Raw genomic sequence first — 18,015 nt, 5'->3', positions numbered from 1 at the left:
GCCCGTGCCCGCGGCATCCGCCCCGCTCGTCGTCGCCCCCTAGACGAGCGAATCGCGCCAGGCCGCGTGCAGCGCGGCGAACCGGCCCTCCCCGCCGATGAGGTCGGCGGGTGCGCCGTCCTCGACGATGCGGCCGTGCTCCATGACGAGCACGCGGTCGGCGATCGCGACCGTCGAGAGGCGGTGCGCGATGATGACGGCCGTACGGTCGGCGAGCAGCGACTGCAGCCCCTCCTGCACGAGGCGCTCGCTCGGGATGTCGAGCGACGAGGTCGCCTCGTCGAGGATCAGCACCGCCGGGTTCGCGAGGAACGCGCGCGCGAACGAGATCAGCTGGCGCTGGCCCGCGCTCACGCGTCCGCCGCGCTTGTTCACGTCGGTGTCGTACCCGTTCGGCAGCGACTCGATGAACTCGTGCGCGCCCACCGCCTTCGCAGCGGCCACGATCTCGTCGAACGACGCGTCGGGCCGCCCGAGGGCGATGTTATCGGCGACCGACCCCGAGAACAGGTACGCCTCCTGCGTGACCATGACGATCGCGCGGCGCAGGTCCTTCGGGTGCAGTCGTCGCAGGTCGACGCCGTCGAGCTCCACGACGCCGTCGCTCGGGTCGTAGAACCGGGCGATGAGCTTCGCGAGCGTCGACTTGCCGGCGCCCGTCGAGCCCACCAGCGCGACCGTCTGCCCGGCCGGGATCTCGAGGTCGAACCGGGGCAGCACGACGCGATCGGCCGTGTACGCGAACTCGACGCGCTCGAACCGCACGCCGCCGTCGGCGGTCCAGAGGTCGACCGGGTGCGCCGGGTCGGGCACGCTCGGCTGCTCCTCCAGCACGCCCGAGATCTTCTCGAGGGCGGATGCCGCGGACTGGTACGAGTTGTAGAACATCGCGAGCTCCTCCATCGGGTCGAAGAAGCGCTTGGTGTAGAGCACCGCCGCGAGCAGCACGCCGACCTCGAGGGCGCCGTCGACGACCCGGAAGCCGCCGATGAGCAGCACGGCCGCGACCGCGATGTTGCCGATGAGCGCGAGCGACGGGTTGTAGATCGCGAAGAGGCCGAGCACGCGCGCGTTCACGTCGCGGTAGTCCTCGACGAGGTCGCCGAACTCGCGCTCGTTGCGACGCTCCTTGCGGAACGCCTGCACGGCGCGGATGCCCGTCATGGTCTCGACGAACTGCACGATGAGCTTCGCGCTCGCGACGCGGGAGCGCCGGAACAGCTTCTGCGAGCGCAGCTGGAACCACCGGGTGAGCAGCGCGAGCGGCAGCAGCGTGGCCACCAGCACGAGGCCCGATACCCAGTCGAGCCACACGAGCGCGATCGCGGTGAACACCATGTAGAGCACGCCGCGCACGAGCTGGTTGATGCCCTCGTCGAGCAGCTCCCGGATCGCGTCGAGGTCGCTCGTCTGCCGCGAGATGATGCGACCCGACGTGTACGACTCGTGGAACTCGAGCGAGAGCTTCTGCGTGTGCAGGAACACCCGTGTGCGCAGGTCGATGAGCACCGCCTGGCTGACCCGAGCCGACAGCCGGATGTACCACGCGATGAGGAACGCGCCGATGGCGCCCGTCACGAGGTAGGCCAGGCCGGCGAGGCCCACCGGCATCCAGTCCTGCTGCATGAGCGCGGGCAGGCCCTGGTCGATGCCGTACGCGATGATCGCCGGTCCGGCCACCTGCGCGCCCGTGGAGACCACGATGATCGCCATCGTGGCCCACAGCTGCGCCCGCAGGGGGTGCAGCAGCGACCCGAGCAGGCGCAGGCTCCGCGTCCGGATCTGGCGCGACTCGGCCTTCGTGTACTCGTGGCGCTCCTCGCCCTGCACGCCGGTCACGGTGCTCATCGGATCGCCTCCTCTCGCACGTTCTTCTCCTCCGGTGGTGTCGTGACGGCCGTCGCGGCCGTCTCCGCCAGTTCGTCATCGTCGATCAGGTCGGATGCCTCCGCCTGGGCGCGACGCTCCTCGTCCTCGAGGCTCGAGATGACGAAGCGGTAGTGCTCGGACTCCCGCAGGAGCTCCGAATGGGTGCCGACCGCGGTGATGCGGCCCTCCTCGAGGAGCGCCACCCGGTCGGCGAGCATGACCGTCGACGGGCGGTGCGCGACGATGAGCGCGGTCGTGTCGGCGAGCACGGTGCGCAGCTCCGCCTCGACCTTCGCCTCGGTCGTGACGTCGAGCGCCGAGAGCGGGTCGTCGAGCACGAGCACCGACGGCTTGGCCGCGACCGCGCGCGCGAGCGCCAGGCGCTGGCGCTGGCCGCCCGAGAGGCTCATGCCCTCCTCGCCCACCTTCGTCTCCACGCCGTCGGGCAGGTCGTACGCGAAGCCGGCCTGCGCGATGCGCAGGGCCTCCTCGAGCACGCTCTGCGCCTCGGCGCGGGTGGCGGGATCCTCGCCGGCGAGCTCGGGGCGGCCGAGCAGCACGTTCTCGCGCACCGACGCGGAGAACAGCGTCGCATCCTCGAACGCCATCGCGATGTGCCGGCGCAGCTCCTCGCGCGTGAGCGCGCGCACGTCGACGCCGTCGAGCGTCACCGAGCCCGACGTGACGTCGTAGAGGCGCGTCGTGAGCGCCGTCATCGTCGTCTTGCCGCTGCCCGTGAGTCCCACGAGCGCCATGGTCTCGCCGGGCTGCAGCACGAGGTCGACGCCGTCGAGCAGGTCACCGAAGCGGTCGGGCGAGTCCTGGTAGCGGAAGTGCACGCCGTCGAACGCGAGCTCGCCGCGCGGGCGCTCGACCGAGACCGGGCGCTCGGGGTCGGTCACGTCGTTGCGGCTGTCCATGATGTCGAAGAACCGGTCGGTCGCCGTACGCGCGTCGAGCGAGAACGCGAGCAGGAACCCGATCGACTCGATCGGCCAGGCGAGCACCGCCGCCGTCGCGAAGAACGCGACGAGCTGGCCCATCGTGAGCTCGCCCTGCGACGCGAGCCAGACTCCGAGCACGAGGCAGATCGCGAGCGCGACCGTCGGCACGATGAGGATCCAGACCCAGATGTTCGCGTCGAGGCGCGCCTTCTCGATCTCGGTCGAGCGGAGCTGCTCGGCCTGTGCACGGAACGACGACAGCGCGTGCTTGCCGCGTCCGAACGCCTTCAGGACGCGGATGCCGTGCACCGACTCCTCCACCGCCGTCGCGAGGTCGCCCGACTGGTCCTGGCTGCGCCGGGACACCTCGGAGTAGCGGCCCTCGAAGCGGTAGCCCACGATCCACAGCGGCACCGAGCAGGCCAGGAAGACGAGCCCGAGCACCCAGTTCATCGAGATGAGCACGACCGCGCCGACGATGAGCACCAGCAGGTTGCCGACGAGCAGCACGAGGCCGAAGGCGAGCCAGCGGCGGATGAGTCCGAGGTCGCTCACGGCGCGCGAGAGCAGCTGCCCGCTCGGCCAGCGGTCGTGGAAGCTCACGGGGAGGTCCTGCAGCTTGGCGTAGAGCGCGTTGCGCATGCGCGCCTCGACCCGGGTGGTCGGCGTGAGCACCAGCCACCGGCGCAGCGCGAACATCGCCGCCTCGCCGACGCCGAGGGCGAGCACGAGCAGCGACAGCGGCACGACCGCAGCGCGGTCGCCGTCGGCCAGCGGGCCGTCGACGATCGTCTCGAGCACCTGCGGGATGGCGAGCGCGATGAGCTGCGCGACGAGGTAGGCCGCCATGCTGGCGACGATCGCGACCATGGCCGGACCGATGTACGTGCGCAGCCGGGACAGCGCACGAACGGTGCCGACGCGTGCGACGGAGGGGTCCTGGTGGAGCGGGGTGGCTGACAAGCCGGTTCCTTCCGGAAGGCGCTGCTGGGGTCCTCGTGGGACGCCGAGCGGCGTGCTGGATCGAGCGACACGCGAGTGGGCGCGTCAGGGCGCGGGCGGGATGCCGCGCATCGTGCAGGCGTCGCCTGCGGGGCTGGGGTGGGTGCTACCCGGAGATGCCCTCGTGCACGAGGAACGCCGGACGGGCAGCGCCGCCGACCGCGACCGTGCGGGCGTAGCTGTCTGTCGTCATGGTGTCCTCCTGCGTCGTCGTCTCGAACCTCGCGGCCGGCGATCTCTCGCGCAGGCCAGCCCTACAGCTTATGGGGATCGGGACGTCGCATGCAAGACCGATCTGCGGGGTACGCTGTGCGAACTCGTCGACGTGCGAGGCGGTGCCCTACACCACGCCCTCGCGCGACCGGACCGACGTCACGAGGAGACCCCGTGGGAGCATTGCGCATCGCGTTCGCGCGCGCCGCCGCGCGCGCGGGCGTGCTCGGGTCGATCGCGGCCGTGGTGCTCCTCCTCGCCGGCCTGGGCGCGGGCGTCGCCGACGCGCTCGCGGGCGCCTCGACCTCGGGCCTGCGCGCCGAGCTCGCCTCGACCACCGGCACCGACGCCGCCGCGCGCTGGCAGATCCGCCTCGCACGCGACGCCGACGCGCAGGCGGATGCCGCGGCATCCGTGCTCGACCGCATGATCGTGCCGCACGGCGCGGCCTGGACCCGCACGGTCGAGACCGCGCCCGTCGATGCGGTCACCGAGGACGGCACCGCGTTCGGCGCCGTGCTGCTCGCCGATGCGGGCGTGCCCGACCGGGCGGAGCTCGCGAGCGGATCGTGGCCCGACGCCGACGAGGCGGTGTCCGCCGCCGCCGACGCGGACGCCGAGCCGACGACGCTGCACGCGGCCGCCGCCGATGCGCTCGGCCTCGGCGTCGGCGACGTCGTCGTGCTGCAGGACGGCGACGGTCCGCGGCGACTGCTCGTCGTCGGCACCTGGTCGCCGGTCGACCCCACCGAGCCCGCCTGGTTCGGCGAGCCGGTCGTCGCGACCGGCGCGGTCGAGGGCGGCGACGGCCCCTTCCTCGTGGGCGACCACGCGATGGACGACCTCCCCGCCGCCACCATCGTCCGCTGGACGGCCACCGTCGACGCTGGCGACCTGACCCCCCAAGCCGCCGCCGCGCTGCGCTCGTCGCTGCCCGACGTGGAGCCGGCGCTCCGCGCGGAGGAGGCGATCGGCACCGACGGGCTCGTCGCGCTCGGCGGACTCGGCGCCACCCTCGACCGCATGCTCGCCGGGCTCGGCGCCGTACGCGCGATCGCCCCGCTCCCCCTGCTCCTGCTCGCGTTCGCCGGGTTCGCCGCGCTCGACCGGCTCGCCGCGCTGCTCGCCTCGTCGCGCCGCGGCGAGACGGTGCTGCTGCGCGCCCGCGGCGCCTCCGCGGGTCGACTCGCGCGCGACACGGCGCTCGAGGTGCTCGCGGTCGGCATCCCCGCGGGGGCCGTCGGCGCGGTGGCCGCCGAGGCCGTGCTCGGGTTCCTCCGCCCCGGTGAGGCCCGCGTGTGGCCGCTCGCGCTCGTCGCGGCATCCGTGGCGCTCGCAGGTGCCGTGCTCTTCGCGGCCGGGCGGGCCTGGCGTGACGCGACCCGCCCCGTGGTGCGCGGCTCGGGCGACGAGGTCGGGCGGATGCCGCGCCTCGCCGCCCTGGGCGGCGCCGTGCTCCTCGCGGTCGCCGCCGCGGTGTCGTTGTGGCAGTTCCGCCTTTACGGCTCGCCGCTCGTGCGGAGCGCGGCGGGCACGGTCGAGGTCGACCCGCTGGCCGTACTCGCGCCCGTGCTCGTGCTCGTCGCCCTCTGCCTCGCCGCGCAGCTGCTCACGCGTCCGATCGGGGTGCTGCTCGAGCGCGTCGGCGCGCGGCCGTCGGGCCTCGTACCGGCGCTGCCCATGCGCCAGCTGGCCCGCCGTGCGGCGTCGTACTCCTCGGCGTCGCTCGTCGCGATGCTCGGCGTCGCGGGGATCACGCTCGCCGCGGTGTTCGCCGGGAGCTGGCAGGCGTTCGACCGGGCGGCGTCGGCCGTGGAGACCGGGGGCGACGTGCGCGTGGTCCTCGCCGGGCGCGACGTGGTGCGCGACGACGATCCGCTCGCGCTCCTCGATCCGTTCGCCGAGGTCGAGGGCGTCACGGCGAGCGTGCCTGTGGCCCGCGGCGAGGCGCGGATCGGCTCGGAGCCCACGACGATCGTGGCGCTGCCCGTCGGGGCGTGGTCGGCGCAGGCCGGGCAGCATGACGGCGGCGACGTCGCGGGTGACGGTGGCGGTGAGGCCGTGGAGGAGCTCGTCACCTCGGGCGAGGCCGCCGCACCCGCGCTTCCCGACGGCGCAGAGGCCGTGACCGCCCGCGTCCGCATCGACGCGCCCGCCGGCACGCCCGGCTCAGTGGCGGTGTCGGCGTGGGTGCTCGGCGCGGGCGGCGCGGCGAGTCGCCTGCCGGCCGGTGAGTTCGCGGTCGCCGACGGCGGCGGCACGGCCGAGGCGCAGCTGCCCGATGCGTCGGGCCTGCGCCTGCTCGGCTTCGCCGCGTCGGTCTCGGGCGCGCAGGATGCCGACGACGTGACCGTGGCGATCGACGACGTCGCAACCGACGGCGACAGCGCCGACGCGGGCGGCCTCGCGGTGGACGGCACGGTCGAGCTCTCGTCGACCCGCCCGAGCGGGCGGATCCCGACCACGGGCGATCCCGCGGCCCCCCTTCCCGTGCTGCTCGGCGCGGCCCTCGCCGACGAGATCCACGCCGGGCCCGGCGACCCGCTCGCGTTCCGCCTGCTCACCGGCGGCGCCGACGTCGACGCTGTGGTCGCCGGGGTCGTCGACACCGTCCCGGGCGTGGGCGACGCCGGCATCGTCGCCGACCTCGGCGCGCTGAGCCGAGCCGCGTTCGACGCCGACGCGGGCGTGCCCGCCTTCTCCGAGCGCTGGCTCGCGACGGCCGAGCCCGACCGGGTCGCCGCGACGATCGAACGCGATCGCACCGCAGCGCTCACCACGCGCACGGCGGCGGATGCCTCCTCCTCGGCGTTCATCGCGACCGCCCTCGCCGCGCTCTGGGTCGGCGCCGTCGGCGCGCTGCTGTTCGCACTCGTGGCCGTCGTCGCCCTCGTCGCCGCGCTCGCCCGCGCCCGCTTCGGCGAGGTCGTCGTGCTGCGCGTGGTGGGCGTGCCCGCCGCGCTCCAGGCTCGCTCGCGCTTCGCCGAGCTCGCCGCCGCCGTCCTCGCCGCGAGCGCCGTGGGCGTGCTCGTCGGCGCCCTGACGGCGTTCGTGACCGCGCGCGAGCTCGCGCGCGCGTCCGTCGCCGGAGCACCGGCCGCACTCCCCGTCGCCGCCCACGTGGACTGGCTGCCCTGGGCCGTCGTGCTCGTCGCCTTCCTCGGCCTCGCCGCGGCGATCGGCGCGGGCGCCGCGGCATCCGTACGTCGCGTGGCTGCACGGCCCGGCCTGCGGGAGGAGGAGCGATGAGCGGGCACCGTTCGCACCTGTCGGTCCTCGGACTGCTGCGCCGGCAGTTCCTCGCCGGCCCCGGCGCCTCCATCGCGCTGGCCGTGCTCGTGTTCGTCGGGGCGTTCCTCGCGACCGCGGTCCCCCGAGCCGTGGCCGCGCTGCACGACGCCGCGCTGGCCGAGCACCTCGCCCGGTTCCCGGCGAACGAGCTCGACCTCACCATGGAGACGCGCGCGCACCCCGACGCCGGTCCCTCGACCGGCGGCACGACGCTCGCCGACGACGTCGACGCGGAGTGGGGTCGCCAGGAGGAGCTCCTCCTCGGCATCCGCGACGACCTGCCAGAACCGCTCCGGGGCGTCACGGGCGAGCCGCTCGCCGCGCTGACCATGGGGCCGGTGCAGGCGCGGGTGCCCGGCGCGAGCCCGAGCTCCCCGGTCTACCGCGTGATGCCCGGCCTCGACCCGCGGCTTCGCGAGCATGTGGAGCTGACGTCGGGCGAGTGGCCCGCGCCCGTCGAGGGCAGCCTCGACGGCGTGACGCCGCTCGACGTGGTGCTCATCGACGCCGTCGCCGACCGCATGGACTGGGAGCTCGGGGAGGTGCGGTACTTCGGCCAGGGCGCACTCGACCAGCCCATCCGGCTCATCGGCACCGCCGCGGCGGTCGACCCCGACGCCGGCATCTGGACCCACCTCACGAGCGCGCTGACGCCGTCGGTCGTCGACAACGGGCTCGCGCCGCCGGTCATCACGGGCGTCGTCTTCGTCGACCCCGGATCGTGGCCCGCCCTCGCGGAGGTCAGCCTCCCGACGATCATGCAGGCGTGGATCCCCATCGAGCCCGACCGGGTCGTCGCCGGTGAGACCGCGGAGCTGCGCGGGCAGCTCGGCGAGTTCTCGAGCGCCGTGCACCGCCTCGGATCGGGCGAGTACGACGGCTTCGTCCCGATCGTCGGCGACGTGGGGTTCCTCAGCGGGCTCGGCGACGCGCTCGGCGAGGCGGCCGCCGCGGCGGCTGCGAGCGATGCCGTCCTGGCGACGATCGCGTCGGGCCCGATCGGCGTCATGATCGCCGTGCTCGTGCTCGGCGGCCGGGTCGTCTTCGAGCGGCGACGCACCGGACTCGAGCTCGGCGCGGCGCGCGGCGCCTCGACCGGCCAGCTCCGCGGCATCCTCGGCCTCGAAGGACTCGTGATCGGCGTGCCCGCTGCCGTGCTCGGCGGCATCGTCGGCACCCTGGCCGTCGCCGCCGATGCCGGGCCGGGCGGTTGGCTGCTCGTCGCCGCGTTCGCGCTGACCCCGGCGATCCTGCTCGTCGCGTCGGCCCCCACGCTCAGCCCGCTGCGGCGCGCCCGCGCCGACCTCGGCGGGGCCCGCGGCGGCCGGCTCCGGTGGATCGTCGAACTCGTCGTCGTGCTGCTCGCCGCGGCGGCCGTGGTGCTGCTCCTGCGACGCGGGCTCGCGACGTCCGCCGCCGAGACCGGCGTGGATCCGCTCCTCGCGGCGGTGCCGCTCCTGCTCGCGCTGGTGGCGTGCATCGTCGTGCTCCGCCTCTACCCGATCCCGCTCGCCCGGCTCCTGCGCGCCACGGCGGCTCGATCGGGCCTCGTGCCGTTCCTCGGCTCGGCCCGGGCGCTGCGCGACCCGAGCGCGGGTCTCGTGCCCGTGCTCGCGGTCGTCGTCGGCGTCTCGGTCGCCGTGTTCTCGGCCGTCCTGCTCGGCACGGTGCAGTCCGGCGTCGATCGCGCCGCGGCCCAGCAGGTCGGGGCGGATGCCGCGGTGTCGGGCATGCCCCTGACCCTCGAGCAGCTCGACGGATTCCGCGCCGTGCCCGGGGTCGACGCGATCGCGCCCGTGTACTCGACGCGCGGCGCCGACCTGTCCCTGGACGGCCGCCAGCGCTCGACGACCCTCATCGTCGTGGACGCCGCCGAGATGCGCGCGGTGCAGGCCGGCCGCGCCGATGCCACCACGCTGCCCGCGGCGCTCGGCGATGCGCCCCACGACGATGGCGTTCCCGTGCTCCTCTCGGGGATCGTCGACGGGCTCGTCGAGCAGGCCGACACGGCGCAGCTCGACGGCGAGGCGTTCCGCGTGCTCGGGGTGGCCGACGGCCGGACGGCGTACTCCCCCCGCGCCAACTGGGTGCTCATGGACAAGGCGAACGCCGAGCCGTTCACCGACACGCTCGTGCCGCGCACGGTGCTCGTGCGCTTCGAGCCCGGCGCCGACGCCCACGCGGTCACGACCGCCCTCGCGTCCATCGCCGGCGAGGGCACGACCGTGGTCACGCCCGACGACCTCGCCGACGAGCTGTCGGGCCGCGCCACCGCGCAGGGCCTCGTGATCGGCCTCGTCGCCGCGATCGTGCTCGCGAGCCTGCTCACGGCGCTCGCGATCGTGCTCACGCTGGTGGTCGGCCGCCCGGCGCGTGAACGGCTCCTGCCGCTGCTCGCGACGCTCGGACTCGGTCGCCGGGGCGAGCAGGCGCTCGTGGCCTGGGAGGTCGGCCCCGTGGCCGTCGTGGCCGTCGTCGTGGGCGCCGCACTCGGCGTCGTGCTGCCCGTCGTCGTGCTGCAGGGCGTCGACCTGCGCGCGTTCACGGGCGGCGATGCGCAGCCCGCCATCGCGTACGACCCGTGGCTCATCACGGCGGTGCTCGCCGGATCGGTGCTCGCGTCGGTGGCGGCGGCATGGGCCGCGGCGCGCATCGGGAGCCGCGTCAACGCGGCTCGCGCGATGCGCAAGGAGGAGGAAGGATGATCGGCGTGGCCGAGACGACGAAGGAACCGCACATCCTGTGCACCGACCTCGTGCGGATCTTCACCGCCGACGGCGTCGAGGTGCAGGCCCTGCAGGGGCTCAACCTCCGCGTCGACCCGGGCGAGATGGTCGCCGTCGTCGGCGCCTCGGGCTCCGGCAAGTCGACGCTGCTCACGATCCTCTCGGGGCTCGACACCGCCACGGCCGGTGTCGCCCGGGTCGCGGGCCACGACCTGCTCACCATGGGATCGCGCGAACGCGTGGCCTACCAGCGGCGCACGGTCGGATTCGTGTGGCAGCAGACCTCGCGCAACCTGCTGCCCTACCTCACGTCGGGCGAGAACGTCGCCCTCGCGATGAACGTCGCCCGCACGCATCGTGGCGCCGAGCGCGCGCGGCGGGTCGACGAGCTGCTCGAGCTGACCGGCGTGGGCGAGGCGCGCGATCGGCGCCCGGCCGAGCTCTCCGGCGGCCAGCAGCAGCGCGTGGCGATCGCCGTCGCCCTCGCGAACGCCCCCCTCGTGCTGCTCGCCGACGAGCCGACCGGTGAGCTCGATGAGGCCACGTCGGCGTCGGTGCTCGAGGCGATGCGCGGCGTCAACGAGGAGCTCGGCGTGACGACGCTCATCGTGACCCACGACCCGACCGTGTCGGGGCACGTGCGCCGCACCGTGCAGATCCGCGACGGACGCACGTCGACCGAGGTGCTCCGCTCCACGCGCGTTGACGAGCACGGCGCCGAGGAGCACGTCGCCGAGGAGTTCGCGGTCCTCGACCGGGTCGGCCGCCTGCAGCTCCCCCACGAGTTCGTGCAGAACCTCGCCCTCCGCGATCGCGTGCGGCTCGCGCTCGAGCCCGATCACGTGGGCGTGTGGCCGGGCCACGAGGGGGCGGATGCCCCGCCTCGACGCACGCCCGCGGCCGGCATGCCGCCCGCGGCATCCGTGCCCGACGCGGCAGTGCCGCACCGAGGGCGCCACGCCGCCCCGGCGTCCGACGCCCCCACCGCCGCCGTGGCCGGCGCCGCACCCGAGGAGGACCGATGAGCACCCTGCGCGCCGAGGCGGTGAGCCGCGTCTTCGAGACGGCCGGCGAGGCGGTGCACGCCGTCCAGGACGTCTCGCTCGAGGTGCGGCCCGGCGAGCTCCTCGTCGTGACCGGACCGTCGGGCGCGGGCAAGACCACGCTCCTGAACCTGCTCGGCGGCCTCGACCGGCCGACCGCGGGTCGCGTCCTCCTCGGCGACGACGAGCTGTCCGCGCTCGGCGAGGACGAGCTCGCCGCCGTGCGCCGCGACCGGCTCGGCTACGTCTTCCAGTCGTTCGGGCTCATCCCCGTGCTGTCGGCGGCCGAGAACGTCGAGGTGCCCCTGCGGCTGCAGCGGATGCCCCCGGCCGAGCGCGACGCGCGCGTCGCCGAGGCGCTCGGGCTCGTCGGCCTCGGCGGGCACGCGGCCCAGCGCCCCTACGAGCTCTCGGGCGGACAGCAGCAGCGCGTCGGCATCGCGCGGGCGCTAGCCGCCCGTCCGCAGCTGCTGCTCGCCGACGAGCCGACCGGCCAGCTCGACAGCGGCACGGCGGCGACCGTGATGGACCTCATCGGCGAGCTCGTGCACGCGCGCGGCGTGGCCGCGGTGGTCACGACGCACGATGCGGCGCTCGTGCGCCGCGCCGACCGCGTGCTGGAGCTCCACGACGGACGCGTGAAGACGCCGTCGATCGCCTGATCGGGTCTCCTACCGGACCCGCACCGACAGGCAGGTGACGCAGCCCTCGAGCTTCTCGAACTCGCTGATGTCGACCGTCACGACGCGGTAGCCGAGCTCGGCGAGCATCGCCGCGGTCTTCGGCGCGGCCGACGACATGAGCAGTGACTCGGGCGACAGCTCGACGACGGCGACGCCCTCGGGTTCGGGCACCGGCAGGAACCGCGGGAACAGGCTCGGCACGTCGACGAGGTCGGGGTCGCCGATGATCGTGCCGTCGGGCAGCGCGGTCATGGTGCTCTTCAGGTGCAGCGCCCTCGTGACGGGCACGGCGACGACGGAGTAGCCGTGCGGCGTGAGGAGGTTGCGCAGCTGCCGGATGCCCTCGGCGTTCGTGCGGCTCGACGCGCCGACGTACACCGTGGAGTCGACCTTCAGCACGTCGCCGCCGTCGAGCGTCCCGGGCAGCTCGATGCGCTGCACGGTGAGCCCCGGGATGGCGCGCACCGTGCGCTCGACCGCCTCGATCTCGGGGCGGCGCGACTCCGCGCCGGGGCTCGTGATCACGGCGAGGTCGCCGAAGAGCACGACCGTGTCCTCGACGAACACCGAGTCGGCGAGCTCGGGCGCCGCGTCGATCTCGAGCGTCTCCCAGCCCTCGGCGAGCAGCGCCGCGCAGTAGTTGTCCCACTGCTCGTCGGCGAGCTCCGTGTCGACCGGAACGCGCTCGCGGTGCGTGAGCTGGCCCTCGTCGAGGTTCGAGGCGGGGATGCGCACGAGCGCCATGCGACGCGGGGCGCGGTTCGGGGCGTACCGCAGGATGCCGCGCAGCACCTTCGGCGCGAGGAACACCTCCGCCGCGGTCGCCGCGAGCACGAACACGAGGTTGAGGCTCACGAGCGAGCCGACCACGAACAGGTAGAGCTGGGCCGAGAGCGGGTTGCCGGCGCCGGCCGCCGTCACGGTGGTGGCGAGCAGCGCCGCGAGGCACGACGAGGTCAGGCCGGTGATGAGCGCGAGGAACCACGCCCGCGTCGCGCCGAGCGAGTTCGCGATCGCGAGCAGCAGCCACGTGATGAGTGCGACGAGCGCGAAGTGCGGGAACAGCTGGGAGAAGATCCGCGGGTCCTGGCCGTTGCCGACGAAGAACGAGAACAGCGCGACGATCAGCGCCGAGACCGCCACCACGGCGGACGACGTGAGCACCGCCAGCACCCGCCGCCCCGTGCTCGGCGCCGGTCGGAACCGGGCAGGGGCGGGCGGGGGCGTGGCGGCGGGGGACGTCATGGCACCGAGCCTATCGGCCGGTGCCCGCCCCTCAGCGCGCGGCGTCGAGGCGCCCGCGGGCGAGCCGCTCGGCGGCCGCGAGCGTCGTGGTGCCGTGCTCCTCGGCCGACCGCAGCACGGATGCCACGGTGTCGCCGATGCCCGCGATCCGGGCGTCGAGCGCGGCCTGGTCGGCGTCGGGCTCGCTCGCGACATCGAGGTAGATCACGCCGCCGGCGTTGGCGACGAAGTCGGGCGCCCACACGATCCGCCGCTCGGTGAGGCGGGCGGCGACGTCGCGCGAGGCGAGCTGGTTGTTGGCGGCGCCGACGACCGCGCGCACGCGCAGCGCGTCGACGACCTCGTGCGTGAGCACGCCGCCGAGGCCGCAGGGCACGAACACGTCGGCCTCGACGAGGTGTGCCTCCTCGGGGGCCACCCACGTGGCGCCGAGCTCCTCGGCGAGCGCGCGCTTGGACTCCGCGACATCCGTCACCGTGAGTCGGGCGCCCGCGGCAGCGAGGCTGCGTGCGAGGCGGCCGCCGACCTGGCCGAGGCCGGCGACGACGAAGTGGCGACCCGCGACGTCGTCGGAGCCGAACACGTGGCCGAGCGTCGCGACGATCGAGGCGTAGACGCCCGCGGCGGTCGCGTCGGCGGGCTCGCCGACGCCGCCCTGCTCGGGCGGGAGGCCGCAGACGTGCGCGGTGCGCTCGGCGACGACGGCCATGAGCTCGGCGCTCGTCCCGACGTCTTCCGCGGTCATGTACGCGCCGCCGAGCGACTCGACGGCGTCGCCGAGGTCGAGCATCGCGGCGATGGTGGTCGGCTCGTCGAGCGTGACGCCCGAGGGGATGCACACGACGGATTTGCCGCCGCCGCGCGCGAGGCCGGCCGCGGCGTTCTTCAGGGTCATGGCCTGCGAGAGGCGCAGGGCGTCGGCGAGCGCGTCGGTCCAGTGTCCGTAGCGCCAGAGGCGCGCACCGCCGAGGGCCTGGCCGAGGCGCGTGGAGTGCACGGCGACGATGATGGTGAGGCCGGAGCGGGGACCGCGGGTGATGAGCACTCGCTCGTGCTCGGGGGCCTCGGTGGGAAGTGCTGCGCTGACCTCGGCTGCAGGGGTGGCCGGGGCGTGGGTGATCGTCATCGATCGGTCTCCTTGTCCATCCGCTTCGTGGGCGGAACCGTGCGAGCGCCTTCTGAGCGCCTCCCCTCAAGGGTACCGCCGCCGAGGGCACTCGGCGGTCCGCACGCCCGACGGACGAACATCGCGGAGATACGATCCGACACCCCGCCATGCCGCCTCGATCGACGGCGCGTCGGATCGTATCTCCGCCGTTCTTCGCACACATGGGCCTGGAAGCCCTCTGCGCGGGTGGCACGCCGGGCGGGGACCGGCGTGCAGGACGCTCAGTGGAAGAAGTGCCGCTCCCCCGTGAAGTACATGGTGATGCCGGCCGCGTTCGCCGCCGCGACGACCTCCTCGTCGCGCACCGATCCGCCGGGCTGCACCACCGCGCGCACGCCGCCGTCGATGAGGATCTGGAGTCCGTCGGCGAACGGGAAGAAGGCGTCGGATGCCGCGACGGACCCTGAGGCCCGGTCGCCGGCGCGCTCGACCGCGAGCTTGCACGAGTCGACGCGGTTGACCTGTCCCATGCCGACGCCGACCGATGCGCCGCCCGAGGCGAGCAGGATCGCGTTCGACTTGACGGCCCGGCACGCGCGCCAGGCGAAGTCGAGGTCGGCGAGGGTCTCCTCGTCGGCGGGGTCGCCGGCGGCGAGCGTCCACTCCGCCGAGGACGCGAACCGGCGGTCGGCCTGCTGCAGCAGCATCCCGCCCGAGACCTGGCGGAGCTCGACCGCCGTGGGCGAGAAGCCCTCGGGCAGCGTGAGCAGGCGGATGTTCTTCTTCTGCGTGAGCAGCTCGACGGCCTCGGCCTCGAACGCCGGCGCGACGAGCACCTCGGTGAAGATCCCCGACACGGCCTCGGCCATGCCGAGCGTCACGGTGCGGTTCGCGGCGATGACACCGCCGAACGCCGACACCGGATCGCACTCGTGCGCACGGCGGTGGGCGTCGGCGATGGGGTCGGCTGCCCCGGGCGTCGCGACCGCGATGCCGCACGGGTTGGCGTGCTTGATGATCGCCACGGCGGGCTCGTCGAAGTCGAAGGCGGCGCGCACCGCGGCATCCGCATCGACGTAGTTGTTGTACGACATCTCCTTGCCGTGCAACTGCACGGCCTGCGCGATGCCGGGACGACCGCCCTGCGACGAGTAGAGTGCCGCCCGCTGGTGCGAGTTCTCGCCGTAGCGGAGGTCGGCGGTCTTCGTCCACGAGCCGCCGACCCAGGCGGGGAACGGCGACACCTCGACGGCCTGGTCGGGTGCGACGACGCTGCCGAGGTAGGACGCGACGGCGATGTCGTAGGTCGCCGTGTGCCGGAACGCCTCGCGGGCGAGCTCGCGGCGCTGCGCGAGCGTCGTGCCGCCGCCGCGGACCGCCTCGACGAGCTCGTCGTAGCGGTCGGGCGAGACGACGACGGCGACGTTCGCATGGTTCTTCGCCGAGGCGCGCACCATGGCCGGTCCGCCGATGTCGATCTGCTCGACCGCCTGGTCGGGCGTGGCACCCGCGGCGACGGTTTCGGCGAACGGGTAGAGGTTCACGACCACGAGCTCGTAGGGCTTGATCGCGAGCTCGGCGAGCTGGCGCTCGTGGTGCTCGAGGCGCAGGTCGGCCAGGAGGCCGGAGTGCACGGCCGGGTGCAGCGTGCGCACGCGCCCGTCGAGGTGCTCGGGGTAGCCGGTGACGGAGGCGACCTGCGTCACGGGCAGTCCGGCCTCGGCGATGGCGGCGCTCGTGCCGCCCGTCGAGACGATCTCGACGCCGGCGTCGACGAGCGCCGACGCGAGCTCGACGAGGCCGCGCTTGTCGCTGACCGCCACGAGCGCACGGCGAACGGGCACCCGGTCGCGCTCCCGGTAGAGGCTCGGGTCGATCGAGTGGCCGCTGCTCATCTTCTGCTCAGTTCCTTCAGGTCAAGATGCGAGTTGGCGATGTCGAGCACGGCCTGGATGAGCAGGCGACGCTCGACGGGCTTGATGCGGTCGTGCAGGGTCGACTCGGTGTCGTCGGGAAGCACCGGCACGCGCTCCTGCGCGATGATGGGCCCGCCGTCGACGGAGTTGTCGACGACGATGAGGCTCGCCCCGGTCTGGTCGACGCCGGCGGCGATCGCGTCGCGTACGCCGTGCGCCCCGGGGAACTCGGGCAGGTACGCGGGGTGCGTGTTGATGAGGTGCGGCGAGAAGGCGTCGACCACGGCGGGTGGCACGAGCCGCATCAGGCCCGAGAGGATGACGAGGTCGGGCTCCCAGTGTCGCACCTGCTCGATGAGCGCCGCACCCCACGACTCCCGCTCGGAATACGCCGTGAACGGGACCGTGAAGGTCGGGATGCCGAACTCCTCGCCGAGGACGAGGCCGTCGGCCTCGCGGTCGGCGCCGATGGCGACGACGCGCGCCGGGAACTCGGCGTCTTCTGAGGCCTCGAGCAGGGCGCGGAGATTGGACCCTGTGCCCGAGATGAGCACGACGAGCTTCTGCACTCCTCGAGCCTACCCGCTGCGCGGAAGCGCACCATGCGGGGCATCCGTCGCTCGGATGCCGCGGCTGCGGGCACGCCCTCGCGGTCAGTGGTCGACGAGGTCGGCCAGTGCGCTCGGCCGCGGTTCGACGTCGCCGCGCTCGTCGAATTCGTCGCGTCGGCCGCGGAACCGGGCGGCATAGGTCCCGACGAGCGCGCCGATCCCGACGGTCGCCGCGGCGACGCCGGCCACGGGCAGCGGCATGGGGCCGACGTCCGCGAGTCGACCCGGTCCGGCCGCCCCGCCCGACCACCACGCGAGCAGGCCCATGACGACGCCGGCGACGACGGATGCCGCGACGGCGACCGCGAGCGGCGCCCACCATCCGGCGGCGCGCGGCACGTCGCGGTCGGGGTCCTCGCCGCGGCCCACGAGCCACCCGCCGACGAAGCCGAACAGCACGGGCACGATGAGCCAGAGGGCGCCGAGCGCCGGGGCATCCGTCGGCAGCGCCCCCAGAACGGGGATGCCGGGCACCGGGCCGAGCAGCGTGCCGCCGGGAGACACCAGTGTCCCGGTGCCGATCGCGAAGCCCGGCCCGAGCAGCCACGCCGCCGCCCAGATCACGAGGTTCGGCAGGAGCGCGAGCTCCGCAACGGTCAGCGCGATCCCGCCGTCGACGCCGGCGCCGAGCGCTTGGTACAGTCCCGCGATCGTCGCGTAGTCGAGCGCGATGAGCACGGCGACGAGGACGGCCGAGATCCCGAGCACGCCGAAGACCGCGCCCGCGCCGATCCGCACGGCCGCGCGGCCGCCCGCCACGAGGCCGGCGGGCACCACGGCGAGCGCCCGGCGCACGAGCCCGGTCGCGGCATCCGTCGTGCCCGACGTGCGCAGCACCTCGCCGACCGCGCCGATCACGACGCCGAGCGCCACGATCGCCGCCGGGAGCCACGCCGCCTGCCAGACGTCGGCGCGGGCGGCTTCGTCGGCCGCGAGCAGCGCAAGCCCGACGCCGACCGCGACGAAGACGACGACGGCGGCGACTCCGCCGCTGAACGAGTGACCGCCCGCCGCCGAGCGGCGCCCGATGCGGCGCCCGAAGGCCACGGTGATGAGGGCGAACCCGAGCAGCGCGATCGTGATCGGGAACGGGTCGCCGGCGCCCGGGACGGGGATGCGCCCGGCCGTGACCGGGTCGAGCTGCACCACGAGGTTGACGCCGTGGCCGAGCAGCCAGACGTCGGCCGACGTGCGCAGGAACACGCCCGCATCGACGGCGAGCTCGAAGTGCATCGCCCACAGCAGCATGAGCGGCACGAGCACGATGCCGAGTCCGATGAGCGCCGCGACGGATGCCTCGAGGGCAGCCAGCAGGGCGATCGTCGTGCGTCTCATTCCTCGGCGAGCCTAACCCGGCCCGCCGG

At 74.4% G+C, this 18,015-nt stretch carries 11 protein-coding genes; 4 read left to right on the top strand and 7 right to left on the bottom strand.

Translation table 11 applies throughout. From position 1 onward, the window contains the following. Nucleotides 1–39 precede the first annotated feature (39 nt). The gene (locus ACFVN5_RS06705) at nt 40–1,848 is read right to left on the bottom strand and encodes an ABC transporter ATP-binding protein (protein WP_376954065.1); all 1,809 of its coding nucleotides are present in this window, start codon (nt 1,846–1,848) and stop codon (nt 40–42) included. Then, nucleotides 1,845–3,776: an ABC transporter ATP-binding protein gene (locus ACFVN5_RS06700; RefSeq protein ID WP_376954064.1), complete on the bottom strand. Its 1,932-nt coding sequence runs from the start codon at nt 3,774–3,776 to the stop codon at nt 1,845–1,847. Before ACFVN5_RS06700 ends, ACFVN5_RS06705 begins: the two co-directional genes overlap by 4 nt. 426 nt (nt 3,777–4,202) lie before the next feature. Here ACFVN5_RS06700 and ACFVN5_RS06695 point away from each other — a divergent pair, with 426 nt between their 5' ends. From ACFVN5_RS06695 to ACFVN5_RS06680, 4 genes are read left to right on the top strand one after another with little or no spacing between them, the layout of a single operon-like run. Further along, the gene (locus ACFVN5_RS06695; RefSeq protein ID WP_376954063.1) at nt 4,203–7,277 is read left to right on the top strand and encodes a hypothetical protein; all 3,075 of its coding nucleotides are present in this window, start codon (nt 4,203–4,205) and stop codon (nt 7,275–7,277) included. Beyond that, nucleotides 7,274–10,024, top strand: coding sequence for an FtsX-like permease family protein (locus ACFVN5_RS06690; RefSeq protein ID WP_376954061.1), 2,751 nt, complete (start codon nt 7,274–7,276; stop codon nt 10,022–10,024). The genes ACFVN5_RS06695 and ACFVN5_RS06690 overlap by 4 nt, the downstream gene beginning before the upstream one ends. Nucleotides 10,025–10,029: 5 nt before the next feature. Next, the gene (locus ACFVN5_RS06685) at nt 10,030–11,070 is read left to right on the top strand and encodes an ABC transporter ATP-binding protein (RefSeq protein WP_376954059.1); all 1,041 of its coding nucleotides are present in this window, start codon (nt 10,030–10,032) and stop codon (nt 11,068–11,070) included. After that, nucleotides 11,067–11,750, top strand: a complete 684-nt coding sequence (locus tag ACFVN5_RS06680; protein WP_376954057.1) for an ABC transporter ATP-binding protein — start codon at nt 11,067–11,069, stop codon at nt 11,748–11,750. Before ACFVN5_RS06685 ends, ACFVN5_RS06680 begins: the two co-directional genes overlap by 4 nt. Before the next feature lie 9 nt (nt 11,751–11,759). On the opposite strand, the gene ddaH is transcribed toward ACFVN5_RS06680, so the two are convergent. From ddaH to ACFVN5_RS06655, 5 genes are all read right to left on the bottom strand, one after another. Beyond that, nucleotides 11,760–13,016, bottom strand: coding sequence for a dimethylargininase (ddaH, locus tag ACFVN5_RS06675; protein ID WP_376954055.1), 1,257 nt, complete (start codon nt 13,014–13,016; stop codon nt 11,760–11,762). A 31-nt stretch (nt 13,017–13,047) separates the two neighbouring features. Beyond that, nucleotides 13,048–14,142, bottom strand: coding sequence for a Glu/Leu/Phe/Val dehydrogenase dimerization domain-containing protein (locus ACFVN5_RS06670; protein WP_376954054.1), 1,095 nt, complete (start codon nt 14,140–14,142; stop codon nt 13,048–13,050). Between the two features lie 263 nt (nt 14,143–14,405). Continuing rightward, entirely contained in the window at nt 14,406–16,019 is a 1,614-nt protein-coding gene (gene purH, locus ACFVN5_RS06665; protein ID WP_376954053.1) for a bifunctional phosphoribosylaminoimidazolecarboxamide formyltransferase/IMP cyclohydrolase, read from the bottom strand. Beyond that, entirely contained in the window at nt 16,016–16,609 is a 594-nt protein-coding gene (gene purN / locus ACFVN5_RS06660; RefSeq protein ID WP_376954052.1) for a phosphoribosylglycinamide formyltransferase, read from the bottom strand. Before purN ends, purH begins: the two co-directional genes overlap by 4 nt. 84 nt (nt 16,610–16,693) lie before the next feature. After that, the gene (locus ACFVN5_RS06655; RefSeq protein ID WP_376954051.1) at nt 16,694–17,986 is read right to left on the bottom strand and encodes a DUF6350 family protein; all 1,293 of its coding nucleotides are present in this window, start codon (nt 17,984–17,986) and stop codon (nt 16,694–16,696) included. Between the last annotated feature and the right edge of the window lie 29 nt (nt 17,987–18,015).

The sequence above is a fragment of the Agromyces sp. NPDC057865 genome, assembly GCF_042796995.1.
In the GTDB taxonomy this organism is placed as follows: Bacteria; Actinomycetota; Actinomycetes; order Actinomycetales; family Microbacteriaceae; genus Agromyces.
Note: the sequence above shows the minus strand (reverse complement) of the source record. Positions and strands in the feature narration are given on the sequence as shown.